The organism is Burkholderia sp. AcTa6-5, from assembly GCF_017815075.1.
GTDB classification, from domain to species: Bacteria; Pseudomonadota; Gammaproteobacteria; order Burkholderiales; family Burkholderiaceae; genus Burkholderia; species Burkholderia sola.
Genome location: NZ_JAGIQE010000010.1, coordinates 1 through 25,870, shown reverse-complemented (window position 1 = coordinate 25,870; position 25,870 = coordinate 1). Strand labels below are relative to the sequence as shown.

Below are 25,870 nucleotides of genomic sequence, written 5' to 3'. Positions count from 1 at the left end.
ACGAACGATGACTGAACAGAAACGCAAGATCGAGAAGCTCACCGGCGTCAAAGGTATGAACGACATCCTTCCGCAGGATGCCGGCCTGTGGGAATTCTTCGAAGCTACCGTGAAATCGCTGCTGCGCGCGTACGGCTACCAGAACATCCGCACGCCGATCGTCGAACACACGCAGCTGTTCACGCGCGGCATCGGCGAAGTCACGGACATCGTCGAGAAGGAGATGTACAGCTTCACCGACGCGCTGAACGGCGAGAACCTGACGATGCGTCCGGAAAACACCGCGGCCGTCGTGCGTGCGTCGATCGAGCACAACATGCTGTACGACGGCCCGAAGCGCCTGTGGTACATCGGCCCGATGTTCCGTCACGAGCGTCCGCAGCGCGGCCGCTATCGCCAGTTCCACCAGGTCGGCGTCGAGGCGCTCGGCTTCGCGGGCCCCGATGCGGATGCCGAGATCATCATGATGTGCCAGCGCCTGTGGGACGACCTCGGCCTGACCGGCATCAAGCTCGAGATCAACTCGCTCGGCCTCGCCGAGGAGCGCGCCGCGCACCGCGTCGAGCTGATCAAGTACCTCGAGCAGTTCGCCGACGTGCTCGACGAGGACGCGAAGCGCCGCCTGTATACGAACCCGCTGCGCGTGCTCGACACGAAGAATCCCGCGCTGCAGGACATCGCGCAGAACGCACCGAAGCTGATCGACTTCCTCGGCGACGAATCGCGCGCGCACTTCGAAGGGCTGCAGCGCCTGCTGCTCGCGAACAACATTCCGTTCAAGATCAATCCGCGTCTCGTGCGCGGCCTCGATTACTACAACCTGACCGTGTTCGAGTGGGTGACCGACAAGCTCGGCGCGCAGGGCACGGTCGCGGCCGGCGGCCGCTACGATCCGCTGATCGAGCAGCTCGGCGGCAAGCCGACCGCCGCGTGCGGCTGGGCGATGGGCATCGAGCGGATCCTCGAACTGCTGAAGGAAGAAGATCTCGCGCCCGAGCAGGAAGGCGTCGACGTGTACGTCGTGCACCAGGGCGAGACCGCGCGCGAACAGGCGTTCATCGCGGCCGAGCGCCTGCGCGACACGGGCCTCGACGTGATCTTCCACTGCAGCGCCGACGGCGCGCCGGCGAGCTTCAAGTCGCAGATGAAGCGGGCCGATGCGAGCGGCGCCGCGTTCGCGGTGATCTTCGGCGAAGAAGAGGTCGCGAACGGCACGGTGGGCGTGAAAGCGTTGCGCGGCGTGGGTGCGGAAGGGGAAAAGAACGTTCAGCAGACCGTACCGGTCGAAAGCTTGACCGAATTCCTAATCAATGCGATGGTTGCATCCGCCGAAGACGGCGACGACTGATCGCGCTGGCATCCGCTCGACAAGAAAAGCCTGAACAGGAAGAAGGAATCGCTCGCCGATGAGTTATCACGACGAACAAGAATCGATTGAAAGTCTCAAGGCGTGGTGGGCCCGCTGGGGCAACCTCACCACGTGGATCGTGCTCGCGGCGCTCGTCGTCGCGGCCGGTTTCAACGGCTGGAACTACTGGCAGCGCCGTCAGGCTGCCGAGGCGTCCGGGCTGTACGAGCAGGTCCAGAAGGCCGCCGCCGCGAACGACAAGGCGACGATGGCCCGCGCGGCCGCCGACATGGAAGACAAGTTCGGCAGCACGCCGTATGCGCAGATGACGGCGCTCGCGGCCGCGAAGACGCTGTACGCGGCCGGCGACGCGGCAGGCGCGAAGGCGCAGCTGCAATGGGCCGTCGATCACGCCAAGGACGACGAGTACAAGCAGATCGCGAAGCTGCGTCTCGCGTCGCTGCTGCTCGACGAGAAGGCGTACGATGCGGGCCTCGCGCTGCTGTCGGGTACGCCGGTCGATGCATTCAAGGGCCTCGTGGCCGATCGTCGCGGCGATCTGCTTGCCGCGCAAGGCAAGACCGACGATGCGCGCGCGGCTTACAAGCTCGCGCTCGGCGGCCTGTCGAAGGACGACCAGTCCGCGCGCCAGCTCGTGCAGTTCAAGCTGGACGCGCTCGGCGGCTGAATCCCGGTCCCCTCAACCTCTTAACTCTGCTTCGCTAACCGATGAATTTGCTGAAACGTTACGCTGTGCCCGTTGCCTGCGCGGCGGCTGTCCTCGCTTTGGCGGCTTGCTCGTCGTCGAAGGACGCGCGCCGCGTGCCGACGCCGCTCACCGAGTTCAAGCCCGTCATGGACGTGCAACAGGTCTGGAAGGCGAGCGTCGGCAAGGGCGGACGCTACCTGTTCTCGCCGGTGGCCGTGGGCGACGCCGTCTATGCGGCGGGCGAAAACGGTTCGGTCGAGAAGATCGACGCGAAGACGGGCCAGACGCTGTGGCGTTCGAAGGTCGGTTCCGATCTGTCGGCCGGTGTCGGCAGCGACGGCAACCTGACCGCGGTCGGTGCGCTGAAGGGCGGCGTGTTCGTGCTGGGCCCGGACGGCAAGCAGCTGTGGAAGACCAGCGTGCAGGGCGAGATCTTCTCGCCGCCGCTCGTCGGCAACGGCCTCGTGGTCGTCCGCACGATCGACGGCCAGGTGATCGCGTTCAACGCGCAGACGGGCGAGCAGAAGTGGAACTACCGCAACCGTGCGGTGCCGCTGAACCTGCGCGTGTCGGCCGGCATGACGTTCGCGGGCGACGCGGCCGTGCTCGCGGGCTTCCCGGGCGGCGGTCTGGTCGCGATCAACCTGCAGACGGGCGAGCCGTTCTGGCAGACCCCGGTGTCGTTCCCGAAGGGCGTGACCGAAGTCGAGCGCATCAACGATGTCAGCGGTCCGCCGACGCTCGTGGGCGCGCAAGCCTGCGCGGTGACGTTCCAGGGTCAGCTTGGCTGCTTCGATGCGAACTCGGGCCGGCCGCTGTGGGAAAAGCCGTTCTCGAGCCGCAGCGGCCTCGCGCAGGACGATTCGGTGGTCGCCGGCGGTGACGACTGGTCGGTCGTCACCGCGTACGACGCGGCCACGGGCAACCAGCTCTGGCGCAACGACAAGCTGAAGAGCCGTGACGTCGGCGTGCCGTACCTGCTCGGGCACGCGGTCGTGATGGGCGATTACCAGGGCTTCGTGCACTTCCTGTCGCGCGAAGACGGCAGCTTCATCGCGCGGATGAAGACCGACGGCAGCGCGATCACGGCGGCGCCGGTCCTCGCGGGCAATACGCTCGTCGTGCAGACGAAGGACGGCGGCCTGTACGGGTTCCGCCCGCGCTGACACGCAGGAAACCGGTGCGGCCGTGGCGCGGCGGGCAGGTCCCGCGCGCCGCGGCCGCGCGACTTGAAGGCGGCCGGCGTTCCCGGCCGCTCGGTATTTGAAAGGCAGTTCGAGACGAAAGACGACGGCGCGCAACGCGCGCCAGGCGCGCGCATCCGGCGCGGCGCGAATTCGTGATATTTTCATTCAGCGCAGCCGCCCGCAGCAGCGGGCCTCCCGCTGCTGCGCATCACCGTAGAAAACACAGATGAAACCGGTCATTGCCCTCGTTGGGCGCCCCAATGTGGGGAAATCCACGCTGTTCAACCGGCTCACGCGCTCGCGCGATGCGCTGGTCGCCGACTTGCCGGGCCTCACGCGCGATCGCCATTACGGCGAAGGGCGCGTCGGCGAACGACCGTACCTGGTCGTCGATACCGGCGGCTTCGAGCCCGTCGCGAAGGACGGCATCCTGCACGAAATGGCGCGCCAGACGCGGCAGGCCGTCGAGGAAGCCGACGTCGTCGTGTTCATCGTCGACGGCCGTAACGGACTCGCGCCGCAGGACAAGTCGATCGCCGACTACCTGCGCAAGACCGGCCGGCCGATCTTCCTCGTCGTCAACAAGGCCGAGGGGATGAAGTACACCGCGGTCGCGACGGATTTCTACGAGCTCGGGCTCGGCGACCCGCGCGCGATCTCGGCCGCGCACGGCGACGGCGTGACCGACATGATCAACGAGGCGCTGGAAGTCGCGTATGCGGGCCAGCCCGAGGAAGCGGACGAGGACGATCCGTCGCGCGGCATCAAGATCGCGATTGTCGGCCGCCCGAACGTCGGCAAGTCGACGCTCGTCAACGCGCTGATCGGCGAGGACCGCGTGATCGCGTTCGACATGCCGGGCACGACGCGCGACTCGATCTACGTCGACTTCGAGCGTAACGGCAAGAAATACACGCTGATCGACACGGCCGGCCTGCGACGCCGCGGCAAGGTGTTCGAGGCGATCGAGAAGTTCTCGGTCGTGAAGACGCTGCAGTCGATCTCCGACGCGAACGTCGTCATTCTTCTGCTGGATGCGCAGCAGGACATTTCCGACCAGGACGCGCACATCGCCGGCTTCGTCGTCGAGCAGGGCCGCGCGCTCGTGATCGGCGTCAACAAGTGGGACGGCCTCGACGATCACGCGCGCGACCGTGCGAAAGCGGATTTGACCCGCAAGCTGAAATTCCTCGACTTCGCGAAATCGCACTTCATTTCGGCCGCGAAGAAAACGGGTATCGGCACGCTGATGCGCTCGGTCGACGACGCGTACGCGGCGGCGATGGCGAAGCTGCCGACGCCGAAGCTCACGCGCGCGCTGATCGACGCCGTCGAATTCCAGCAGCCGCGCCGTCGCGGCCCGGTGCGTCCGAAGCTGCGCTATGCGCACCAGGGCGGCCAGAATCCGCCGATCATCGTGATCCACGGCAACGCGCTCGACGCGGTGACGGAAACCTACAAGCGTTACCTCGAAAACCGATTCCGCGAAACTTTCTCGCTGACCGGGACTCCATTGCGCATAGAGTTCCGTTCGTCGAACAACCCGTACGCGGACAAGGGCTGAAGCACGCCGCGCAAGGCATCGGCCGCATGGCCAGTGGCCGGGCGGGGCAGGCAAAATCAGCTATAGTGTAGCGATTGGCGCCGGATCTCTTTTTCTTCGCCGCCAATCCAGATCAACCTGCAAAAAAAGATGGAGTACGCCATGAGCAACAAAGGGCAATTGTTACAAGACCCGTTTTTGAACGCACTGCGCAAAGAGCACGTTCCCGTTTCGATCTACCTCGTCAACGGCATCAAGCTTCAAGGGAACATTGAATCGTTCGACCAGTACGTCGTGTTGCTCCGTAATACGGTGACCCAGATGGTTTACAAGCACGCCATCTCGACGGTCGTGCCGGCGCGCCCGGTGAATTTCCACCCGGACGCGGAAGCCTCGTCCTAACCTATCGCAGCGGCCGGCATCCGGTCGCCGCGAGCGACCGATGCCAGCCGCCTTATCTTGACACCCGATAATTTGATCAACGCAGCGCTCGTCGGCATCGATTTCGGCAAGACCGATTTCGAAGCCAGTCTCGAAGAACTCAGTCTTCTCGCCTCCAGTGCGGGGGCCCGTCCCGCCGTCACCCTCACCGGTCGTCGCGCCAGTCCCGATGCCAAGATGTTCATCGGCAGCGGCAAAGCCGAAGAACTGCGGCTTGCCTGCGACGCGCACAACGTCGAAATCGTCATCTTCAACCACGCGTTGGCGCCCGCCCAGCAACGTAATCTGGAGCAGGCACTTAACAGGCGCGTGGTCGATCGCACGAGCCTCATCCTCGACATCTTCGCGCAGCGCGCCCGCAGCCACGAAGGCAAGCTGCAGGTCGAGCTCGCGCAGCTTCAATACCTGTCGACCCGGCTCATTCGCGCGTGGACCCACCTCGAGCGGCAAAAGGGCGGTATCGGCCTGCGCGGCCCCGGCGAAACCCAGCTCGAAACCGACCGCCGGCTGATCGGCGAACGCATCAAGATGCTGAAGTCGCGGCTCGACCGGCTGCGTCGCCAGCACAGCACGCAGCGCCGGCAGCGCGCGCGCAGCGGCACGATGTCGGTGTCGCTCGTCGGCTATACGAACGCGGGCAAGTCGACGCTGTTCAATGCGCTGACGAAAGCGCAGGCGTACGCGGCCGACCAGCTGTTCGCGACGCTCGATACGACGTCGCGGCGCGTGTACCTCGGCGACGAGGTCGGCCAGATCGTCGTGTCCGATACGGTCGGGTTCATTCGTGAGCTGCCTCACCAGCTCGTCGCGGCGTTCCGCGCGACCCTCGAGGAAACGATCCACGCGGATCTGCTGCTGCATGTGGTCGATGCGTCGAGCGCGGTCCGGCTCGAGCAGATCGAGCAGGTCAACGGCGTGCTGCACGAGATCGGCGCGGACACGATCCGCCAGGTGCTGGTGTTCAACAAGATCGACGCCGTGCCCGAGCTGGCGGCCCGCGGCGACGCGGTCGAGCGGGACGAGTATGGTAATATTTCGCGCGTCTTTTTGAGCGCGCGCACCGGTCAGGGTCTCGATACGTTGCGTGCCGCCATCGCCGAAATCGCCTCCGCGGAACATCTCTCCAGCGCGACGTTGTCCGACGCGCTCGATGGCACGTCCGCTGAACCGCACGAAGACCACACGATTTCCGAACACGGGCGCTAACCGGTCCCGGCCGGTTCGCCGGCGTCCAATCTGGTGAACAAACTCTGGTGAACGAATACAACGAGCGGAGTACCTGGCGGCGGATGCGCGCCTTGCTGTCGATCAACGATCCCCGCTGGGGACGCGGCGAAGGCAATGGCAAGGACGGATCCCGCCCCCGCGCGAACGAATCGAAGCGTCCGCAAGGCGGCGACGGCGACGGTCCGCCCGATCTCGACGAGATGTGGCGCAACTTCAACCGGCGCCTGAGCGGCTTGTTCGGCGGCAAGGGCGGCAACGGCTTCCGTCCCGACAACGGCCGGGCCGCCCGGGTCGGCGTCGGCATCGTGATCGGCGTGCTGGTCGCGGTGTATGCGGGCAGCGGGCTGTTCGTCGTGCAGGACGGCCAGACGGGCGTCGTGCTGCAGTTCGGCAAGCTGTCGGGCACGGTCGGCCAGGGCGTGCACTGGCGCGCGCCGTATCCGTTCGCGTCGCATGAGATCGTCGACACGTCGCAGGTCCGCTCGATCGAGATCGGCCGCAACAACGTCGTGCGCCTCGCGAACGTGAAGGAAGCCGCGATGCTGACGCGCGATGCCGATATCGTCGACGTGCGCTTCATCGTCCAGTACCGGATCCGTTCCGCCACCGATTACCTGTTCCGCAGCGTCGATCCCGAGCGCAGCGTGTCGCAGGCCGCGCAGGCCGCGGTGCGCGCGATCGTCGGCACGCGCAGCGCGGCCGACATGCTGAATCAGGATCGCGATGCGCTGCGCGAGCAGCTTTCCACCGCGATCCAGCGCGATCTCGACCGCTACCAGTCGGGGCTCGAGGTGACGGCCGTCACGATGCAGAGCGTCGCGGCGCCCGAGCAGACCCAGGCCGCGTACGCCGAAGTCGCGAAGGCGCGCGACGAGCGCGAGGCCGCGAAGCGCGCCGCGCAGGCGTATGCGAGCGACCTGCTGCCGAAGGCGCAGGGCGATGCGGCGAAGCTCGTCGACGAAGCGAAGGCGTATGCCGATCGCGTGGTCACGGAAGCCGAGGGCGATGCGGACCGCTTCAAGCAGGTCTATGCGCAGTACTCGAAGGCGCCCGCGGTCATCCGCGAGCGGATGTACCTCGAGACGATGCAGGAAATCTATTCGAACGCGACGAAGGTGTTCGTCGGCAACAAGGGCGGCAACAGCGTCGTGTACCTGCCGCTCGACAAGCTCGTCGAGCAGGGGCGGCAAAACGCCGCGGCGTCGACCGGCGCGTCCGCGCCCGATGCGGCGCCGGCACCGGCGGCCACGGCGCCGGCCGCAGCCGCGCCGGCGAGCGCCGCACCGGCCGCCACGGCGTCGGGTGTCGACGTGCTGCGATCGCGTGAAGCGTTTCGCAGCCGGTCGCGTGAAGACGATACGAAGTAACGGGGAGCGCAGAACATGAACCGAATCATTGCGCTCGTCGTCGCGATCGTGATCGTTGCCTTCGCGGCGTCGTCGACGGTCCTCACCGTCGATCCGCGCCATGCGGCCGTGCTGTCGGGTCGCGACGGCGCGCAGCCCGAGCTCGCGGGCCCCGGCGTCCATTTCAAGCTGCCGCCGCCGTTGCAGACGGCCACGCTGATCGACACGCGCGTGCAGTCGCTCGAGTCGTCCGATCCGCTGCAGCTGGCGACCGAGGACAAGCACGACCTGCTCGTCGCGTATGCGGTGAAGTACCGGATCAGCGATCCGATGAAATATTTCACCGCGACGGGCGGCGATCCGGCGGCGGCGGCCGACCGGCTGTCCGGCGCGCTGAAGGGCGCGCTCGGCGACGCATTCGGCAAGCGCGCGCTCGACGACGCCCTCGGCGGTCAGCGCGCGATCGCCGATGCGGCGCGCGATGCGGCGAAGGCGCAAGCGTCCGGTTTCGGCGTCGACGTGGTCGATGTGCAGCTGACACGTGTCGACCTGCCGGCCGCGCAGACGGACGCCGTCTATCAGCGGATGATCGGCGCGTTGCGCGATCAGGCGGCCCAGGTGCGTGCGCAAGGCGCGGCCGACGTCGAGCAGATCAAGGCCGACGCCGAACGCGAGCAGCAGGCCGTGCTCGCGAACGCGTACAAGTCCGCGCAGACGATCAAGGGCGAGGGCGATGCGAAGGCCGCGACGATCGCCGCCGACGCGTTCGGCCGCGATCCGCAGTTCTATCAGTTCTACGCGAGCCTGCAGGCGTACCGGAACACGTTCAAGCGCAACGACATCATCGTCGTCGATCCCGACAGCGAGTTCTTCCGCTTCATGCGCAGCCCGACGGGCGGTGCCGCACCGGCGGCGCCTGCTCCCCGCAAACATTGACCTTGGGGCGCCGCGTCGAGCGGCGCCGTCGCTCGCATGGACCTGGCTGGCTCGTTGTTGCTCGCAGTAGCGCTGATGCTGATTATCGAGGGTGCATTCCCCTTCGTGTTTCCGTCCGCATGGCGCGACACGTTTCGTAGAATAGCGGAGCGACCGCCGCATCATATCCGGATCGGCGGGCTGATCGTGATGGTGCTCGGGCTCGTGCTGCTGTTGCTCGCGACCTGACCGGCACCCTGATCCGGACGGCGCATCCACCGTTCGTTCCGCCCGATTTCGAAGTTCCGATTCAACTCGCGGCGCGCGTGACGCGCACCGTTTCCCGTCGTAGGACCGTACCGATGTCGACCTGGTTACTTCCCGAGAATATCGCCGACGTACTGCCGTCGGAAGCGCGCAAGATCGAGGAGCTGCGCCGCAGGCTGCTCGACCGCTTCCGTTCGTACGGCTACGAAATGGTGATGCCGCCGCTGCTCGAATATCTCGAGTCGCTGCTGACGAGCGGCGGCGCCGATCTGCGCCTGCGCACCTTCAAGCTGGTCGATCAGCTGTCGGGCCGCACGCTCGGCCTGCGCGCGGACATCACGCCGCAGGTCGCGCGGATCGACGCGCACCTGTTGAACCGTCAGGGCGTGACGCGCCTCTGCTACGCGGGCCACGTGATGCATACGCGTCCGCGCGGCCTGCACGCGACGCGCGAGCAGATCCAGATCGGCGCCGAAATCTACGGGCACGCCGGGCTCGAAGCCGATCTCGAGATCCAGCAACTGATGCTCGATGCGCTGCATCTGGCGGGCCTGTCGCGCATCCGTCTCGACCTCGGTCACGCGGGCGTGCTCGCGGCGCTGCTGGCGCGCGACGCGCAGGCTGCCGAGCGCGGCGAGTCGCTGTACGACGCGCTGTCGGGCAAGGACGTGCCGCTGCTGAACGAACTCACCGACGATCTCGGCGCCGATACGCGCGCCGCGCTGCGCGCGCTGCCGAATCTGTACGGCGACGCGAGCGTGCTCGCCGAGGCGCGCACGCGCCTGCCGGTGCTGCCCGAAATCACGCGGGCGCTCGACGATCTCGCGCAGCTTGCGTCGCAGGCGAAGGGCGTCGAAGTCGCGATCGATCTCGCCGACCTGCGCGGCTACGCGTACCACAGCGGCGCGATGTTCAGCGCCTACGTCGACGGCGTGCCGAACGCGATCGCGCGCGGCGGCCGTTACGACCACGTGGGGCAGGCCTATGGTCGTGCCCGTCCGGCGACCGGCTTCTCGCTGGACCTGCGCGAGCTCGCGCGGATCTCGCCGGTCGAGGCGCGCGGCACCGCGATTCTCGCGCCGTGGGCGCAGGACGACGCACTGGGCGCGGCCGTCGCGGCGCTGCGCGATGCGGGCGAGGTCGTGATCCAGGCGCTGCCGGGCCATGACCACGTACTCGACGAGTTCGCGTGCGATCGCTCGCTCGTCGAGCGTAACGGCGCATGGGTGGTCGAACCCCGATAAAGAGGTGTTCGCGGGCCGTGCTTCGGCGTGCATATCGTTGAAGCGAAACGGAAAAATTCGGAAACGCCCGCGAACATAGGTAGAATACGTTTTTAACCAGCTAACGAATCAACATGTCTGCCAGCGCAGTGAACGTGACTCCCGGGCGCAATGTCGTCGTCGTGGGAACGCAATGGGGTGATGAAGGCAAGGGCAAGATCGTCGACTGGCTGACGGACCACGCTCAGGGCGTCGTGCGTTTCCAGGGCGGTCACAACGCCGGCCACACCCTCATCATCGGCGGCAAGAAAACGATCTTGCGCCTCATTCCGTCGGGCATCATGCGTGAAGGCGTCGCCTGCTACATCGGCAACGGCGTCGTGCTGTCCCCCGAAGCACTGTTCAAGGAAATCGGCGAGCTTGAAGAAGCCGGCGTGAACGTGCGCGACCGTCTGTTCATCTCCGAAGCCACGACGCTGATCCTGCCGTACCACATCGCGATCGACCAGGCGCGCGAAGCGCGCAAGGGCGCGGGCAAGATCGGCACGACTGGCCGCGGCATCGGCCCCGCGTACGAAGACAAGGTCGGCCGCCGCGCACTGCGCGTGCAGGACCTGTTCGACGCGAAGACGTTCGCCGATCGCCTGCGCGAAAATCTCGATTTCCACAATTTCGTGCTGACCCAGTATCTGGGCGGTGCGGCCGTCGATTTTCAGGCCACGCTCGACACGATGCTCGGCTATGCCGACCGCCTGAAGCCGATGGTGGCCGATGTGTCGCGCCGTCTGTACGACGCGAACAACGCGGGCCAGAACCTGCTGTTCGAAGGCGCGCAAGGCACGCTGCTCGACATCGACCACGGCACCTATCCGTTCGTCACGTCGAGCAACTGCGTCGCGGGTGCGGCGTCGGCCGGCGCGGGCGTCGGTCCGCAGAAGCTCAACTACATCCTCGGCATCACGAAGGCGTATTGCACGCGCGTCGGCTCGGGCCCGTTCCCGAGCGAGCTGTACGATGCGGACAACCCGCAGCGTCAGGACCAGATCGGCGTCACGCTCGCGAACGTCGGCAAGGAATTCGGGTCGGTCACCGGCCGTCCGCGCCGCACCGGCTGGCTCGATGCGGCTGCGCTGCGTCGCTCGATCCAGATCAACGGCGTGTCGGGCCTGTGCATGACGAAGCTCGACGTGCTCGACGGCCTCGACGAAGTGAAGCTGTGCGTCGGCTACCGGGTCGACGGCAAGGACGTGGACATCCTGCCGCGCGGCGCGGTTGACGTCGCGCGTTGCGAGCCGGTGTACGAGACGTTCCCCGGCTGGAAGGAAAGCACCGTCGGGATCAATACGTGGGACGCGCTCCCGGCGAATGCGCAGGCCTACCTCGCCCGCGTCCAGGAAGTGGCTGGCGTGCCGGTCGACATGGTGTCGACGGGTCCGGACCGCGACGAAACGATCCTGCTCCGCCATCCGTTCAAGGTGTAATTGCCAGATGACGCAGCAAATCACGATGACGGCGGCAGACTTGATGACCGATCCGCGCAACGACGACAAGAATCTGTGGGTAGGCTGGGACGAGTATCACCGTCTGATCGAGCTGCTCGCGCTCCAGGTGCATGCGTCGGGCTGGAAGTTCGACCAGATCCTGTGCCTCGCGCGCGGCGGCCTGCGCGTCGGCGACCAGCTGTCGCGTATCTATGACGTGCCGCTCGCGATCCTCGCGACGAGCTCGTACCGGGAAGCGGCCGGCACCGAGCAGGGCGAGCTCGACATCGCGCAGTACATCACGATGACGCGCGGCCATCTCGCGGGCAACGTGCTGCTGGTCGACGACCTCGTCGATTCGGGCGTCACGCTCGCGCGCGTGCAGGAGCACCTGAAGGAGCGCTATCCGGCGGTCACGGCCGTGCGTTCGGCTGTGCTCTGGTACAAGGGTTGCTCGAAGGTCAAGCCGGACTATCACACGCAGTTCCTGCCGACGAATCCGTGGATTCATCAGCCGTTCGAGGAGTGGGACACGGTGCGTCCGCACAACCTCGAGGCGTGGATCAAGCGCGGTCGCGCGCAGCGCGACGGTTCGGGCGCGTAAGCGGCCGGCCGATCGAAGGAAAGCCTTGTACGGCGCCGCTTGCGGCGCCGTTTTTTCGTTGGCGCGCGCGGTGCGTCACGCGGTGCGCGTTGCGTACCCGATAGGCAGGCGGCGCGGCCCCGGCTATGATGGCAGCCCTGCCACAGCTCGCGCCGGATTGCATGCGCAGCGTGGATCGCGTGGTTCCACGGCAACACGGCAGGGCGGTGTTTCACGGGGGCGCGAGTAGAATAGCGCTCGTTTTGTCCGACCCGGACCCGATTATTACGCTTCATATGAACGACACGACTCACGCGACCGACGCCGCACACGCGCCGCATTCGACGCAACAACACTCGATGCGGGCGCTAGCGATAGCAGCTATCGGCGTCGTGTTCGGCGACATCGGCACCAGCCCGTTGTATTCGCTCAAGGAGGCGTTCAGCCCCGCGCACGGCATCCCGCTGACCGAAGGGTCGATTCTCGGCGTGATCTCGCTGCTGTTCTGGGCGATCGTGCTGGTGGTCGGCGTCAAGTACCTGCTATTCGTGATGCGGGCGGACAACAACGGCGAAGGTGGCGTGCTCGCGCTGATGGCGCTGTCGCTGCGGCCGCTCGATTCCAAAACCCGGGTCGCGGGCGCGCTGATGGCGCTCGGGATATTCGGCGCGTGCATGTTCTACGGGGACGCGGTGATCACGCCGGCGATCTCGGTGATGTCGGCCGTCGAAGGTCTGGAGATCGCGACGCCGCACCTGTCCCATCTCGTGCTGCCGATCACGATCGTGATCCTGATCGCGCTGTTCTGGATCCAGCGGCACGGCACCGCGCTGGTCGGCAAGCTGTTCGGCCCGATCATGGTGCTGTGGTTCGTCGTGATCGCGGCGCTCGGCGTGTACCACATCGTGCGCGTGCCGGGCATCATCGCGGCAATCAATCCGTATTACGCGGCGTCGTTCATGGCCGACCACCTGCTGCAGGCGTACGTCGTGCTCGGCTCGGTCGTGCTGGTGCTGACCGGCGCGGAAGCGCTCTACGCGGACATGGGGCACTTCGGCGCAAAGCCGATCCGGTACGCCGCGTACGGGCTCGTGATGCCGTCGCTCGTGCTGAACTACTTCGGCCAGGGCGCGCTGCTGATCCAGAATCCGAAGGCGATCGAAAACCCGTTCTTCCTGCTGGCGCCCGAATGGGGGCTGCTGCCGCTCGTCGTGCTGTCGACGGTCGCGACCGTGATCGCGTCGCAAGCGGTGATCTCGGGCGCGTATTCGCTGACGTCGCAGGCGATCCAGCTCGGCTACGTGCCGCGCATGAAGGTACTGCATACGTCCGAGCTCGCGATCGGCCAGATCTACGTGCCGGTCGTGAACTGGCTGCTGCTGGCCGTGATCCTCTGTATCGTCGTCGGCTTCAAGAGCTCCGACAACCTCGCGGCCGCGTACGGCATCGCGGTGACGGCGACGATGGTGATCACGACCGTGCTCGCGTGCGTCGTGATGGTCAAGGTGTGGAACTGGAACCGGCTGCTGGTCGGTGCGATCATCACCGTGTTCCTCGCGATCGACCTCGGCTTTTTCGGCGCGAACCTGCTGAAGGTCGCGCAGGGCGGCTGGCTGCCGCTCGGCATCGGCGCCTTGCTGTTCTTCCTGTTGATGACCTGGTACAAAGGGCGTCACATCGTCAAGGAACGCACGGCGGCCGACGGTATCCCGCTCGAGCCGTTCCTGCAGGGGCTGCTCGCGCATCCGCCGCACCGCGTGTCGGGCACCGCGATCTACCTGACCGGCAACGACAAGCTCGTGCCCGTCAGCCTGCTGCACAACCTGAAGCACAACAAGGTGCTGCACGAGCGGACCATTTTCCTGACGTTCGTCACGCGCGACATTCCGTACGTGCGCGACGACAAGCGCCTGAGTTCGCGCGATGCGAGCGGCGGGCTGTACATCGTCAAGGCCGAGTACGGCTTCAACGAGACGCCGGACGTGAAGGCCGTGCTCGAGGAATTCGGCCGCACGCACGACATGACGTTCGAACTGATGGACACGTCGTTCTTCCTCGCGCGCGAAACGGTGGTGCCGACGCATCTGCCGGGGATGTCGATCTGGCGCGAGCGCGTGTTCGCGTGGATGCATCAGAACGCGGCGAAGCCGACCGACTTCTTCTCGATTCCGGCGAACCGCGTCGTCGAGCTCGGCACCAAGATCGAGATCTGACGGGCGCGATGGGGCCGTCCATGCGGCGGACCATGCCGAGCAGGCGGCGCGTGTCGCCGAAGCAATAAAAAACCCGCCTTTCGGCGGGTTTTTTGTGCGTCGACGCTTCGCGTGCTCAGCGCTTCAGCTTCGCGAATGCAGCGGCCATCGCGCCGGCCGGTTCCGGCTCGCGCGAACGCTGCGGGCGGGCGGCGCCGCGGCCCGCGTTGCCGCGATCCTGGCCGCCGCGCGACGTCATGCCGGGCGCTGCCGCGTCGTCGTCGAGGCGCATCGTCAGCGCAATGCGCTGGCGCTTCACGTCGACGTCGATCACCTTCACCTTGACGACCTGGCCGGCCTTCACGACTTCGTGCGGGTCCTTGACGAACTTCGTCGACATCGCGGACACGTGGACGAGGCCGTCCTGGTGCACGCCGATATCCACGAACGCGCCGAACGCGGCGACGTTCGTCACGACGCCTTCGAGCGTCATGCCCGGCACGAGATCCGATACCTTCTCGACGCCTTCGCGGAACGTGGCCGTCTTGAATTCCGGGCGCGGATCGCGGCCCGGCTTCTCCAGTTCGGCCAGGATGTCGCGCACGGTCGGCAGGCCGAAACGTTCGTCAACAAATTCCGTCGGGGACAGGCCCGACAGCGCTTCGCGGTTGCCGAGCACGTCGTCGATGCGCTTGTTGATCTTCGCGAGCATCCGTTCGACGACCGGATACGCTTCCGGGTGCACCGACGAGCGGTCGAGCGGATTCTCGCCGCCGTTGATGCGCAGGAAGCCGGCGGCCTGCTCGAAGGTCTTGTCGCCGAGGCGCGGCACCTTGCGCAGATGCTCGCGCGACGGGAACGGGCCGTTCGCATCGCGGTAGTCGACGATGTTGCGCGCGAGCGTCGCGTTCAGGCCCGACACGCGGGCGAGCAGCGGGGCCGACGCGGTGTTCGCGTCGACGCCGACCGCGTTCACGCAATCCTCGACGACCGCGTCGAGCGAGCGGGCGAGTTCGCGCTGGTTCACGTCGTGCTGGTACTGGCCGACGCCGATCGCCTTCGGTTCGATCTTCACGAGCTCGGCGAGCGGGTCCTGCAGGCGGCGGGCGATCGACACCGCGCCGCGCAGCGACACGTCGAGGTCCGGGAATTCCTTCGCGGCGAGCTCGGACGCCGAGTAGACCGACGCGCCGGCTTCTGACACGACGATCTTCTGCAGCCGCAGCTCCGGGTGTTTCGCGATCAGTTCGCTCGCGAGCTTGTCGGTTTCGCGCGATGCGGTGCCGTTGCCGATGCTGATCAGTTCGGCCTGCGTCTGCGCGGCGATGCGCGCGAGTTTCGCGATCGAGCCGTCCCAGTCGCGGCGCGGCTCGTGCGGGTAGATCGTATCGGTCGCGAGCACCTTCCCGGTGCGGTCGACGACCGCGACCTTCACGCCCGTGCGCAGGCCCGGGTCGAGGCCGATCACGGCCTTCGGGCCGGCCGGCGCGGCCAGCAGCAGGTCGTTCAGGTTGCGTGCGAACACGCGGATCGCTTCGGTTTCGGCCGTCTCGCGCAGCTGCGTGAGCAGTTCGTTTTCGATATGCGGCTGCACCTTCACGCGCCAGCACCAGCGGCAGACGTCGGACAGCCATTTGTCGGCCGGACGGTTCTGGTTCGCGATGCCGAAATGGCGCGCGATCATCGCCTCGCCCGGATGCGGCACCTGCGCGTCGAGTTCCTCGCCGAGGCCGAGCTTGATCGTCAGCACGCCCGCGTTGCGGCCGCGGAACAGCGCGAGCGCGCGGTGCGACGGCACGGTCTTGATCGTTTCCGCGTAGTCGTAATAGTCGCGGAATTTCTCGCCTTCCTCGTTTTCCTTGCCCTCGACGACGGCCGACGACACGACGCCCTGGCTGTGCAGGTAGTCGCGCAGCTTGCCGAGCAGCTCCGCCGTCTCGCCGAACTGCTCGGACAGGATGTCGCGCGCGCCGTCGAGCGCGGCCTTCACGTCGGCGACGCCCTTGTCGGCGTCGACATACGCGGCCGCCTCGGCCTGCGGGTCGAGCAGCGGGTTCGCGAGCAGCGCGTGCGCGAGCGGCTCGAGGCCGGCCTCGCGGGCGATCTGTGCACGCGTGCGGCGCTTCGGCTTGTACGGCAGATAAAGGTCCTCGAGCACCTGCTTGCTGTCGGCCGCGTCGATCGCGGCGCGCAGTTCGTCGGTCAGCTTGCCCTGTTCGTCGATGCTCGACAGGATCGCGGCGCGGCGATCCTCGAGTTCGCGCAGGTACAGGAGGCGTTCCTCGAGGTTGCGCAGCTGCGTGTCGTCCAGGTTGCCGGTCACTTCCTTGCGGTACCGGGCAATGAACGGAACGGTCGAGCCTTCGTCGAGGAGTTGCACGGCCGCCGCGACCTGGCGCGGCTGGACGGACAGTTCGGTGGCGATGCGCTGTACGATCTTGAGTGCTACGGTTTCCGTCATGTCGTGGATGGTCTGTCTGCCTGCTGAAATCGCGGCGCGGGCCGGCAGGCCCGAAGCGGCGGGCTGCCCGGCGGGCCAGAGGCCGCGGGTGAATGAAGCGGGGCATTTTGCCATAAATGGCGGAGCGTCCAGCCGGGGGTGATAGAATTTGACACATGTCCCGCAGCTTTCCTACGACGTTGCCAACTTCCCGTATTTCTCTCGTCGCGCTCGGCGCAGCGCTCGCCGCGGCTTTGTCTGCCGGGCCTTCCGGCGCATTCGCGCAGGCCTCGGACGCCGCCGCGTCCGCGTCCGTTGCCGCCTCCGCCGCCCCGGATTTCGACGCCCGTCAAAAAGTGCTCAATCAACGCTCCGCGGAAAACGATTATCGTTATGCGGTGGCGGAGCACGATTGCTACAACAAATTCTTCGTCAATCACTGTCTGGGCAAGGCGCGTGACCAGATGCGCGAGGAGCGCGCGAGCATCCGCCAGGAGCAGCTCGCGCTCAACGACGAGCAGCGCGCGGTGCGGGCGCAGCAGCGCGACCAGCAGCAGGCGCTGAAGCAGGCCCAGAACGCGGCGGAAGCGCCGCAGCGGGCGGCGAACGACGCGGCCAACGCGGCTGCATTCCGCGACAAGCAGGAGCAGAATGCACTGAAGCAGGCGCAGCGCGGCGCGGAAGGGCCGCAACGCGCGGCGAGCAAGCAGGCGTACGACCAGAAGCAGGCGGATTTCCAGCGCAAGCTCGACCAGGCGCACCAGCAGGCCGCGCAGAAGGCGCAGGAGCGGGCGGACAACGCCACGCGTTACGAGCAGAAGCAGAAGGAAGCCGCGCAGCACAAGGCCGATGTCGAGCGGCGTCAGCAGGAAGCGGCCCAGAAGGCCAAGCAGCAGCAACAGCAGGGGCAGTAACGTGTTGAATTGATCGGGATCAGTCTCGGGCGCGTCGGCACGCCAGTCGTCGCGCTGCTTCGATGAGGAGGCAAGTATGCAAAACCGTCACACGGAACAGCAGCAGGAATTGCACAACCGTTTGGCTGCATTGCAGGAGCAGCACCAGCAGCTCGCTCGGGAGATCGAGCTGAAGGAAGGACACTCCGACATCGACGACATCACGCTGCACCGGCTGAAGAAGGAAAAGCTGGCGGCCAAGGACAAAATCATTTTGCTGCAATCGCAGCTCGAACCGGATAAGCGCGCCTGAGCGCGGCCTGGCAAGCGCCGGCGCCGCCCGGGCGCTGGACACAGGAACGCTTGCCTTGAATTCACCGCTTGAAGCCACCCCCGATGCCCGGCGTGACACGACGTCCGCCGGGCGCGCTCGTGCGCCCGAAGGCACCTTCGAGCTGAGCCGCAAACGCGTCGACGAACTCGACACGATCTTTGGCGTTGGCGGGTTGCTGGCGCGCGCGCTCGACGGCTATCGGCCGCGTACGTCGCAGATCGAGATGGCGCGCGCGGTCGCGTCCGCGATGGAAGCGTCGGCGCGCCGGATGCCCGAGCCCGAGATCTTCGAAACCCGCAAGCGGCCGGCGCGCCGCCTGGGCGACGCCGACAAGCCGGGCGGGCCGGCCGCGGAGGATGCCGCGGCAACCGAATCCGACAGCGACGCCGGCGACAACACGCTGATCGTCGAGGCCGGCACGGGTACCGGCAAGACCTATGCGTATCTGGTGCCCGCGATGCTGTGGGGCGGCAAGGTGATCGTGTCGACCGGCACGAAGCACCTGCAGGACCAGCTGTTCCAGCGCGATATCCCCACCGTGCGCAACGCGCTCGCGGTGCCGGTGACGGTCGCGATGCTCAAGGGCCGCGCCAACTACCTGTGTCACTACTACCTGCAGCGCACGGCCGACAACGGCCGGCTGCCGTCGCGGCAGGACACCGCTTATCTGCAGGAAATCGTCCGCTTCGCGAAAATCACGAAGAGCGGCGACAAGGCCGAGCTCGCGAGCGTGCCGGAAAACGCGCCCGTGTGGTCGATGGTCACGTCGACGCGCGACAACTGCCTTGGCCAGGAATGCCCGCACTACAAGGAATGCTTCGTGATGCAGGCGCGGCGCGAGGCCCAGCAGGCCGACGTCGTCGTCGTCAACCATCACCTGTTCTTCGCGGACATCATGCTGCGCGACACGGGGATGGCCGAACTGCTGCCGAACGCGAACACGATCATCTTCGACGAAGCGCACCAGTTGCCGGAGACGGCGACGCTGTTCTTCGGCGAGACGCTGTCGACGACGCAGATCCTCGAGCTTGCGCGCGACACGGTGGCCGAAGGCCTGAGCCATGCGCGCGACGCGGTCGAATGGGTGAAGCTCGGCGGCGATCTCGAGCGCGCGGCGCGCGACTTGCGCCTCGCGTTCGCGAACGACCAGATCGTTCGCATGTCGCTCGCGCAGCTCGGCGACGATCACCCGATGTTCGGCGCGCTCGACGCGCTCGACGCTGCGCTCGATGCGCTCGCATCGGCGCTCGCGGGCCAGGCCGAGCGCGCGGAATCGCTCGGTGCGTGCCTGCGGCGCGCGCGCGAGCTGCAGGACCTGCTGGCCGGCTGGGTCGCGCCCGGCGCGACGGAAGCAGCCGCGCAGGCCGATGCGGCGGCAGCCGGCGACAAGGCGGCTGCCGAGGGCGATCCGAACGAGAAGGTGCGCTGGGTCGAGGTGTTCGCGCATACCGTGCAGCTGCACGAAACGCCGCTGTCGGTCGCGCCGATTTTCGCGAAGCAGCGGGCGGGCGTGCCGCGCGCATGGGTGTTTACGTCGGCCACGTTGTCGGTGCGCGGCGATTTCACGCACTACGCGGCGCAGATGGGCCTCAGTTCGCGTCGTTCGATGACGCTCGCCAGCCCGTTCGATTACCAGTCGCAGGGGCTGCTGTATGTGCCGCGCAACCTGCCGCAGCCGTCGTCGCCGGCGTTTACCGATGCCGTCTTCGATGCCGCGCTGCCGGCGATCGAGGCATCCGGCGGCGGCGTGTTCATGCTGTGCACGACACTGCGCGCGGTCGACCGGATCGCGTCGAAGCTGCGCGACGTGATCGAATCGCGCGGCTGGAACACGCCGCTGCTCGTGCAGGGCGACGCCAGCCGCACCGAGCTGCTCGACCGCTTTCGCGCGTACGGCAATGCGATCCTGGTCGGCAGTCAGAGTTTCTGGGAAGGCGTCGACGTGCGCGGCGATGCGTTGTCGCTGGTCGTGATCGACAAGCTGCCGTTCGCGCCGCCGGACGATCCGGTGCTGGCCGCGCGGCTCGATGCATTGACGAAGAAGGGGCTGAGCCCGTTCGCCGTGCACCAGTTGCCGCAGGCCGTGATCACGCTGAAGCAGGGCGCGGGCCGGCTGATTCGTGCGGAGACGGATCGCGGCGTACTGATGATCTGCGACACGCGGCTCGTCGACAAGCCTTACGGGCGCCGGATCTGGCAAAGCCTGCCGCCGTTCAAGCGCACGCGCGAGATCGCGGTCGTGCAGGATTTTTTCGACGAGCGCCGCTCCGACAAGGGCGCGTGACCGCACGCGCGGCGCATGCCGCGTGAACGCCCCGGCGCCGCCCGAATGCGGCGCCAATAAAAAACCCGGCTCGATGGCCGGGTTTTTTGCGTGCGCATTTGCGTGCGCAACGGATGTTACATCGCGCCGTGCGTCAGAACTGCCACCACGACTTCTTCGTACCGGGGCGCGAATGGCCGGTCACGTACGGGCTGTCGGGGAACGTGCCGGCGAGCACGCGCTTGGTGTCCTCGGCGAGTTCCGGCTGGTTCAGCTTGCCGTACGACAGGATCATGATGTGCAGCGCATCCTCGATCGCCGGCGCGCCCTTGTAGTCCTTGATCGCGAGCTGCGCGCGGTTGATGGCCGCGACATACGCGCCACGCCGGTAGTAGTAGTCGGCCGCGTGCACTTCGTGCGATGCGAGCGCGTTGACGATGTAGCGCATCCGTGCAGCCGCGTCGGGCGCGTACTTGCTCTTCGGGAAGCGGTCGACGACGACCTTGAACGCATCGTACGATTCGCGCAGCGCCTGCGGATCGCGCTCGCTCATGTCCTGGCCGGAGAAGCGCCCGAACAGGCCGAGATCGTCGTTGAAGTGGATCATCCCCTTCAGGTAGTACGCGTACGGGATGTCCGGATGATCGGGGTGGAGCTGGATGAAGCGATCGACGGCCTGGTCGGCGGCTGCCGCTTCGTTGTCCTTCCAGTTGCAGTAGGCAACGTTGATCTGCGCCTGTTGCGCGAAATGGCCGAACGGATCGCGGCCTTGCAGCGATTCGAAATATTTCGCGCACTTGCCCCAGTCGCCGCCGGACAGTGCGTCCTGGGCCTCTGAGTATAATTTGTTGTTCGACCAGGTAGCCGTCTCGTCCTGCTTCTGCGGCAAGCCGTGGCAGCCGGCGATGAGGGCCGCGGCCGCTACCGCCGCAGCCCGGGCGGCGACGGTTCTGGCCGTGCGTTTGGTCGAATTCATCATGCTCGCATGTCCTAGCTTCAAGTCTCGGTGACCCAGTCTAAATGACCCGTTCAAGTTCGCAGAATGCCCAGCCGGGCACACCAAATCGCGAAGATTATAGCCCAAGCGATCGGCCCGCCGACGCTGCGTCGGGGGATTCCCTCGATGACGATCTGGCCGGCGACGCATTGCCGCCGCCCGTGGTGCCGTCCGCGGCGCGCGACGACGCGCCGCGTATCGTCGAAGTGCCGCTGTCGCTCGCGGGCGAACGCCTCGACAAGGCGCTTGCCCAACTGTTCCCCGAATTCTCGCGCAGCCGCCTGCAGAGCTGGATCGAGGCGCAGCGCGTGCTCGTCGACGGCGCGCCGGCGAAGATCCGCCAGCCGGTGCCGCTGGGCGCGAAGATCCAGCTCGTGCCCGATCTGCTGCCCGAGCAGCTCGCGTTCACGCCGGAGCCGGTGCCGCTCGACGTGATCTACGAGGACGACGCGCTCGTCGTCATCAACAAGCCGGCCGGCCTCGTCGTCCATCCGGCCGCCGGCAACTGGAGCGGCACGATCCTCAACGGTCTGCTGCATCGTTACGGCGACGCGGCGGCCGGCCTGCCGCGCGCGGGGATCGTCCACCGGCTCGACAAGGAAACCTCCGGCCTGATGGTGGTCGCCCGCACGCTGGCCGCGCAGACGGATCTCGTGCGCCAACTGCAGGCCCGCACGGTGAAGCGCCGTTATTTCGCGCTGGTGTGGGGCACGATGCCCGAGGAGGGCACGATCGACGCGCCGATCGGCCGCGACCCGCGCGAGCGCACGCGCATGGCTGTCGTCACCGGCGCGTCGGGCAAGCCCGCGCGTACGCATTTCCGAACGGTTGACACATGCCTGTGGCAACGTCAGCCGGTATCGGCGATTCAGTGCGATCTCGAGACCGGCCGCACGCACCAGATCCGCGTGCACTGCGCGCACGCCGGGCACCCGCTGCTCGGCGATCCCGTCTACGGGCGCGCGCGCGGCAAGCGCTCGGTCGCGCCGCTGCCGGACGGGTTCGCGCGACAGGCGCTGCATGCGTGGCGGCTCGGCCTCGTGCATCCGGTCACGGGCAAGGCGATGCAGTGGCGCTGCCCGCTGCCGGACGACATGAACGCACTGGTCGCGGCGCTCGGCTTCGGGCAGGGCGACGAGGAATTCGACGACGACGACGGTGTCTACGACGATGACGATTTCGGCGGCGAGTATCACGACGACGAGCCGTACCTGGACGATGAGGAGGAGTGAGTGTCGATGACGAACCTGGGGCCGTTGACGTGGCAGGACTGCGTGCGGCCCGACTGGCGGGTATCGCCGCGCGTGCGCGCGCTGATCACGACGCGCGACGGCGGTGTGAGCGAAGGCCCGTACGGGCGTTGGCGGGACGGTGCCGCGCTGCCGGGCGGAATGAATCTCGGCCTGCATACCGGTGACGATCCCGACCATGTCGCCGTCAATCGTGCGCGCGTGCTTGCCCTCGCCGGCCAGCCGAGGGCCGCGTGGCTCGAGCAGGTTCACGGTGCGCAGATCGTGCAGGCGGACGAGGTGATCGCCGCGGCGCCCGCTGCAACGGCGCCGGTGCGGGCCGACGCGAGCGTCACGAACCGACCAGGCGCCGTCTGCGTGGTGATGGTGGCCGATTGCCTGCCCGTGCTGCTGTGCGACGCGCAGGGCCGCGCGGTCGGCGCCGCGCATGCAGGCTGGCGCGGGCTTGCGGCGGGCATCGTTGAGCAGACGGCCGCGCGCGTCGCGGCGCTCGCGGGCGGCGCGATCGACGCGCTGCATGCGTATCTCGGTCCGGCGATCGGCCCGCAGGCGTTCGAGGTCGGCGCCGACGTGCGCGACGCGTTTCTCGACACGGCTCCGCAGTCGGAGCATGATGAAACCCGTCGTGCGTTCGTCGCGATCGACGGCGCGCCCGGCAAGTTTCTGGCCGACCTCTACGCGCTTGCGCGCCTGCGCCTCGCGCGTGCGGGCGTGGCGCACGTGAGCGGCGGGACGGCGTGCACGGTCGCCGAACGCGCGCGCTTCTATTCGTACCGGCGCGACCGCGTGACGGGCCGCATGGCCGCGGCAATCTGGCTGGCCGATTGACGGCATGCGTATGCGCGCGTGGTTTTGTTGCGCCGCGAAATCGGGTTATCTCGATATTGAGGCGGCAATGCGGCGTTGCATGCGCGACTGAATGAAAAATCCCGAGGTCAAGCCGGAAAAAATGTTTTATGTTTCGCCGGAACCCTTGTCCCGTCTGTTGCGCGTGGATTATCTCCGTGCAGAAATGTTCAGTGGTTTGATCTCGCGCTTCACATGGGGAAAACGATAATGATAAAAATACCGCACTGCGGCAGAATCTGGAGACGCCTCTCCAGAGCATGACGGCCCGGCTCGCAGCCGGCACGCCGCGCGCGAGCAGGATTTCACGATTGACGCTCACGAATCACCGGTAAGGCAGGTAATGACAGCATCGAAAAATTCGTCGACGTCCGCGCATGCGGGCACTTCCGCGGGCAGCACCGGTTTCGATCCGGCCGCCCAGCCGATGCAGCAGATGTTCGAGTCGTGGTTGAACGCGTGGCGTGGTTTTGCCGATCCGGCGCGCGCCGCGACGGCATCGGCCTCCGTCAATCCGTTCGCGACATTCCAGTTCCCGACGTCGTTTCCGTTCCAGATGCCGTCGATGCCCAACCTTGGCGCGATGGCGTCGCCGTTCGCGGGGCTGAAGCTGCCGGTGGCCGCGATTCCGCCCGAACGGCTCCAGGCATTGCAGGCCGATTACGCGCGCGACTGCATGACGCTGATGCAGCAGGCGGCCGCCGCGAAGCTCGAGTCGCCGGAATTGAAAGACCGCCGCTTCAGCGGCGACGCGTGGAAGGCGTCGCCCGCGCATGCGTTCGCGGCCGCCTGGTATCTGCTCAACGCGCGCTATCTGCAAGAACTGGCCGACGCGCTGCAGACCGATCCGAAGACGCGCGAGCGCATCCGTTTCACGGTCCAGCAATGGACGGCCGCCGCCGCGCCGAGCAACTTCCTCGCGCTCAATCCCGACGCACAGAAATCGATCCTCGAAACGCAGGGCGAAAGCCTGCGGCAGGGGATGATGAACCTGCTCGGCGACCTGCAGCGCGGCAAGATTTCGCAGACCGACGAATCGCAGTTCGTGGTCGGCAAGAACCTCGGGTGTACCGAAGGCGCGGTCGTGTACGAGAACGACCTGATCCAGCTGATCCAGTACACGCCGAAGACGGACAAGGTGTTCGAGCGGCCGCTGCTGATCGTCCCGCCGTGTATCAACAAGTTCTACATCCTTGACCTGCAACCCGAGAATTCGCTCGTCGCGCACGCGCTGTCGAATGGCCATCAGGTATTCCTCGTGTCGTGGCGCAACGCGGACGCATCGGTCGCGCACAAGACGTGGGACGACTACATGAACGAAGGGCTGCTCGCGGCGATCGACGCGGTGCAGCAGGTCAGCGGGCGCGAGCAGATCAACACGCTCGGCTTCTGCGTCGGCGGCACGATGCTCGCGACCGCGCTCGCGGTGCTCGCCGCGCGCGGCGAACATCCGGCTGCGTCGATGACGCTGCTCACCGCGATGCTCGACTTCACCGATACGGGCATCCTCGACGTGTTCGTCGACGAGGCGCACGTGCAGATGCGCGAGCAGACCATCGGCGGCAAGAACGGGGCGCAACCGGGGCTGATGCGCGGCGTCGAGTTCGCGAACACGTTCTCGTTCCTGCGGCCGAACGATCTCGTGTGGAACTATGTCGTCGACAACTACCTGAAGGGCCGCACGCCCGCGCCGTTCGACCTGCTGTATTGGAACAGCGACTCGACGAGCCTGCCGGGCCCGATGTACGCGTGGTACCTGCGCCATACCTATCTCGAAAACAAGCTGCGCGAACCGGGCGCGCTGACCGTATGCGGCGAATCGGTCGACCTGTCGCTGATCGACGTGCCGACCTTCATCTACGGTTCGCGCGAGGATCACATCGTGCCGTGGCAGACGGCCTACGCGTCGACGTCGATCCTGTCGGGGCCGCTGAAGTTCGTGCTCGGCGCGTCGGGACACATCGCGGGCGTGATCAATCCGCCGGCGAAGAAGAAGCGCAGCTACTGGGTCAACGATGGCGACCTGCCCGAATCCGCGGACGACTGGTTTGCCGCGGCGACCGAGCAGCCGGGAAGCTGGTGGACGACGTGGGTCGAGTGGCTCGACGCGTACGGCGGCCGCAAGGTCGCGCCGCCGGCCCAGCCGGGTTCCGCGCAATTCCCGGTGATCGAGCCGGCGCCCGGGCGCTACGTATTGCAGCGCGATTGACGAAAACCGGACAGCGGCGCACGCTGTCCGGCGCACCGCAGTTTTTTTAACAGGGCCGGTAACGATGCGCCGTGTCGTGCGGGCCTGGAGGAAAGGGAAATGACGGATGTAGTGATCGTATCGGCCGCGCGGACCGCGGTCGGCAAATTCGGCGGCTCGCTCGCGAAGATTGCGGC

At 66.8% G+C, this 25,870-nt stretch carries 22 protein-coding genes; 19 read left to right on the top strand and 3 right to left on the bottom strand.

Going from position 1 to position 25,870, the window contains the following annotated elements:
• The first annotated feature begins 7 nt into the window (after positions 1-7).
• The 13 genes from hisS to J8I33_RS15125 all read left to right on the top strand — a co-directional run bounded on the left by hisS (position 8) and on the right by J8I33_RS15125 (position 14,483).
• On the top strand, positions 8-1,348 hold the full coding sequence (gene hisS / locus J8I33_RS15185; protein ID WP_089488490.1) for a histidine--tRNA ligase: 1,341 nt from the start codon (positions 8-10) through the stop codon (positions 1,346-1,348).
• Between the two features lie 58 nt (positions 1,349-1,406).
• A complete protein-coding gene (locus J8I33_RS15180; protein WP_209926885.1) occupies positions 1,407-2,036 on the top strand; it encodes a tetratricopeptide repeat protein in 630 nt (209 codons plus the stop codon).
• Between the two features lie 41 nt (positions 2,037-2,077).
• The gene (gene bamB, locus J8I33_RS15175; RefSeq protein ID WP_050013192.1) at positions 2,078-3,223 is read left to right on the top strand and encodes an outer membrane protein assembly factor BamB; all 1,146 of its coding nucleotides are present in this window, start codon (positions 2,078-2,080) and stop codon (positions 3,221-3,223) included.
• 247 nt (positions 3,224-3,470) lie between these two features.
• Positions 3,471-4,808 carry a ribosome biogenesis GTPase Der gene (der, locus tag J8I33_RS15170; RefSeq protein WP_050013191.1) on the top strand — a complete coding sequence of 446 codons (1,338 nt, stop codon included), beginning with the start codon at positions 3,471-3,473 and terminating at the stop codon, positions 4,806-4,808.
• Between the two features lie 141 nt (positions 4,809-4,949).
• Positions 4,950-5,189 (top strand): RNA chaperone Hfq, encoded by a 240-nt coding sequence (hfq, locus tag J8I33_RS15165; RefSeq protein WP_006399927.1) that lies wholly within the window; start codon positions 4,950-4,952, stop codon positions 5,187-5,189.
• A gap of 72 nt (positions 5,190-5,261) precedes the next feature.
• Positions 5,262-6,434 carry a GTPase HflX gene (gene hflX, locus J8I33_RS15160; RefSeq protein WP_175975584.1) on the top strand — a complete coding sequence of 391 codons (1,173 nt, stop codon included), beginning with the start codon at positions 5,262-5,264 and terminating at the stop codon, positions 6,432-6,434.
• A 47-nt stretch (positions 6,435-6,481) separates the two neighbouring features.
• Positions 6,482-7,822, top strand: a complete 1,341-nt coding sequence (gene hflK / locus J8I33_RS15155; protein ID WP_209937538.1) for an FtsH protease activity modulator HflK — start codon at positions 6,482-6,484, stop codon at positions 7,820-7,822.
• Between the two features lie 15 nt (positions 7,823-7,837).
• Positions 7,838-8,737: a protease modulator HflC gene (hflC, locus tag J8I33_RS15150; protein ID WP_050013188.1), complete on the top strand. Its 900-nt coding sequence runs from the start codon at positions 7,838-7,840 to the stop codon at positions 8,735-8,737.
• A 36-nt stretch (positions 8,738-8,773) separates the two neighbouring features.
• On the top strand, positions 8,774-8,965 hold the full coding sequence (locus J8I33_RS15145) for a DUF2065 domain-containing protein (protein ID WP_012328623.1): 192 nt from the start codon (positions 8,774-8,776) through the stop codon (positions 8,963-8,965).
• Between the two features lie 113 nt (positions 8,966-9,078).
• A complete protein-coding gene (locus tag J8I33_RS15140) occupies positions 9,079-10,227 on the top strand; it encodes an ATP phosphoribosyltransferase regulatory subunit (RefSeq protein ID WP_069620837.1) in 1,149 nt (382 codons plus the stop codon).
• A gap of 113 nt (positions 10,228-10,340) precedes the next feature.
• Complete coding sequence (locus J8I33_RS15135; RefSeq protein ID WP_050013186.1) at positions 10,341-11,687, top strand: adenylosuccinate synthase; 1,347 nt, start codon at positions 10,341-10,343, stop codon at positions 11,685-11,687.
• A gap of 7 nt (positions 11,688-11,694) precedes the next feature.
• Entirely contained in the window at positions 11,695-12,291 is a 597-nt protein-coding gene (locus J8I33_RS15130; protein WP_006478688.1) for a phosphoribosyltransferase, read from the top strand.
• A gap of 275 nt (positions 12,292-12,566) precedes the next feature.
• Positions 12,567-14,483, top strand: a complete 1,917-nt coding sequence (locus J8I33_RS15125) for a potassium transporter Kup (protein ID WP_050013185.1) — start codon at positions 12,567-12,569, stop codon at positions 14,481-14,483.
• Positions 14,484-14,598: 115 nt separating this feature from the next.
• On the opposite strand, the gene J8I33_RS15120 is transcribed toward J8I33_RS15125, so the two are convergent.
• Positions 14,599-16,923, bottom strand: coding sequence for a Tex family protein (locus tag J8I33_RS15120; protein WP_124637690.1), 2,325 nt, complete (start codon positions 16,921-16,923; stop codon positions 14,599-14,601).
• A gap of 155 nt (positions 16,924-17,078) precedes the next feature.
• On the opposite strand from J8I33_RS15120, the gene J8I33_RS15115 reads away from it, so the two are divergent.
• The 3 genes from J8I33_RS15115 (at position 17,079) to J8I33_RS15105 (ending at position 20,413) form a co-directional block, all read left to right on the top strand.
• Positions 17,079-17,816 carry a hypothetical protein gene (locus tag J8I33_RS15115; protein WP_124637689.1) on the top strand — a complete coding sequence of 246 codons (738 nt, stop codon included), beginning with the start codon at positions 17,079-17,081 and terminating at the stop codon, positions 17,814-17,816.
• A gap of 76 nt (positions 17,817-17,892) precedes the next feature.
• The gene (locus J8I33_RS15110) at positions 17,893-18,108 is read left to right on the top strand and encodes a YdcH family protein (protein WP_006478692.1); all 216 of its coding nucleotides are present in this window, start codon (positions 17,893-17,895) and stop codon (positions 18,106-18,108) included.
• A gap of 55 nt (positions 18,109-18,163) precedes the next feature.
• Positions 18,164-20,413 carry an ATP-dependent DNA helicase gene (locus J8I33_RS15105; RefSeq protein WP_089488487.1) on the top strand — a complete coding sequence of 750 codons (2,250 nt, stop codon included), beginning with the start codon at positions 18,164-18,166 and terminating at the stop codon, positions 20,411-20,413.
• A 133-nt stretch (positions 20,414-20,546) separates the two neighbouring features.
• On the opposite strand, the gene J8I33_RS15100 is transcribed toward J8I33_RS15105, so the two are convergent.
• Positions 20,547-21,371, bottom strand: a complete 825-nt coding sequence (locus J8I33_RS15100) for an outer membrane protein assembly factor BamD (protein ID WP_046545840.1) — start codon at positions 21,369-21,371, stop codon at positions 20,547-20,549.
• Positions 21,372-21,412: 41 nt separating this feature from the next.
• Between J8I33_RS15100 and J8I33_RS15095 the strand changes: the two genes are divergently transcribed.
• From J8I33_RS15095 to phaC, 3 genes are all read left to right on the top strand, one after another.
• Positions 21,413-22,621, top strand: coding sequence for an RluA family pseudouridine synthase (locus tag J8I33_RS15095; protein ID WP_050013181.1), 1,209 nt, complete (start codon positions 21,413-21,415; stop codon positions 22,619-22,621).
• 6 nt (positions 22,622-22,627) lie between these two features.
• Complete coding sequence (gene pgeF / locus J8I33_RS15090) at positions 22,628-23,467, top strand: peptidoglycan editing factor PgeF (protein ID WP_209937536.1); 840 nt, start codon at positions 22,628-22,630, stop codon at positions 23,465-23,467.
• A 361-nt stretch (positions 23,468-23,828) separates the two neighbouring features.
• Positions 23,829-25,694 (top strand): class I poly(R)-hydroxyalkanoic acid synthase, encoded by a 1,866-nt coding sequence (phaC, locus tag J8I33_RS15085; protein ID WP_209937534.1) that lies wholly within the window; start codon positions 23,829-23,831, stop codon positions 25,692-25,694.
• On the opposite strand, the gene J8I33_RS15080 is transcribed toward phaC, so the two are convergent.
• On the bottom strand, positions 25,673-25,870 hold a 198-nt coding region (locus J8I33_RS15080; protein WP_209937531.1), incomplete at its 5' end, for a hypothetical protein. The genes phaC and J8I33_RS15080 overlap by 22 nt on opposite strands.

Bases quoted from the DNA above. Each gene is read 5' to 3' on its own strand.
- hisS (WP_089488490.1), top strand. From the start codon at position 8: ATGACTGAACAGAAACGCAAGATCGAGAAGCTCACCGGCGTCAAAGGT.
- J8I33_RS15180 (WP_209926885.1), top strand. From the start codon at position 1,407: ATGAGTTATCACGACGAACAAGAATCGATTGAAAGTCTCAAGGCGTGG.
- bamB (WP_050013192.1), top strand. From the start codon at position 2,078: ATGAATTTGCTGAAACGTTACGCTGTGCCCGTTGCCTGCGCGGCGGCT.
- der (WP_050013191.1), top strand. From the start codon at position 3,471: ATGAAACCGGTCATTGCCCTCGTTGGGCGCCCCAATGTGGGGAAATCC.
- hfq (WP_006399927.1), top strand. From the start codon at position 4,950: ATGAGCAACAAAGGGCAATTGTTACAAGACCCGTTTTTGAACGCACTG.
- hflC (WP_050013188.1), top strand. From the start codon at position 7,838: ATGAACCGAATCATTGCGCTCGTCGTCGCGATCGTGATCGTTGCCTTC.
- J8I33_RS15145 (WP_012328623.1), top strand. From the start codon at position 8,774: ATGGACCTGGCTGGCTCGTTGTTGCTCGCAGTAGCGCTGATGCTGATT.
- J8I33_RS15140 (WP_069620837.1), top strand. From the start codon at position 9,079: ATGTCGACCTGGTTACTTCCCGAGAATATCGCCGACGTACTGCCGTCG.
- J8I33_RS15135 (WP_050013186.1), top strand. From the start codon at position 10,341: ATGTCTGCCAGCGCAGTGAACGTGACTCCCGGGCGCAATGTCGTCGTC.
- J8I33_RS15130 (WP_006478688.1), top strand. From the start codon at position 11,695: ATGACGCAGCAAATCACGATGACGGCGGCAGACTTGATGACCGATCCG.
- J8I33_RS15125 (WP_050013185.1), top strand. From the start codon at position 12,567: ATGAACGACACGACTCACGCGACCGACGCCGCACACGCGCCGCATTCG.
- J8I33_RS15120 (WP_124637690.1), bottom strand. From the start codon at position 16,923: ATGACGGAAACCGTAGCACTCAAGATCGTACAGCGCATCGCCACCGAA.
- J8I33_RS15115 (WP_124637689.1), top strand. From the start codon at position 17,079: ATGTCCCGCAGCTTTCCTACGACGTTGCCAACTTCCCGTATTTCTCTC.
- J8I33_RS15110 (WP_006478692.1), top strand. From the start codon at position 17,893: ATGCAAAACCGTCACACGGAACAGCAGCAGGAATTGCACAACCGTTTG.
- J8I33_RS15100 (WP_046545840.1), bottom strand. From the start codon at position 21,371: ATGATGAATTCGACCAAACGCACGGCCAGAACCGTCGCCGCCCGGGCT.
- J8I33_RS15095 (WP_050013181.1), top strand. From the start codon at position 21,413: ATGACCCGTTCAAGTTCGCAGAATGCCCAGCCGGGCACACCAAATCGC.
- pgeF (WP_209937536.1), top strand. From the start codon at position 22,628: ATGACGAACCTGGGGCCGTTGACGTGGCAGGACTGCGTGCGGCCCGAC.
- phaC (WP_209937534.1), top strand. From the start codon at position 23,829: ATGACAGCATCGAAAAATTCGTCGACGTCCGCGCATGCGGGCACTTCC.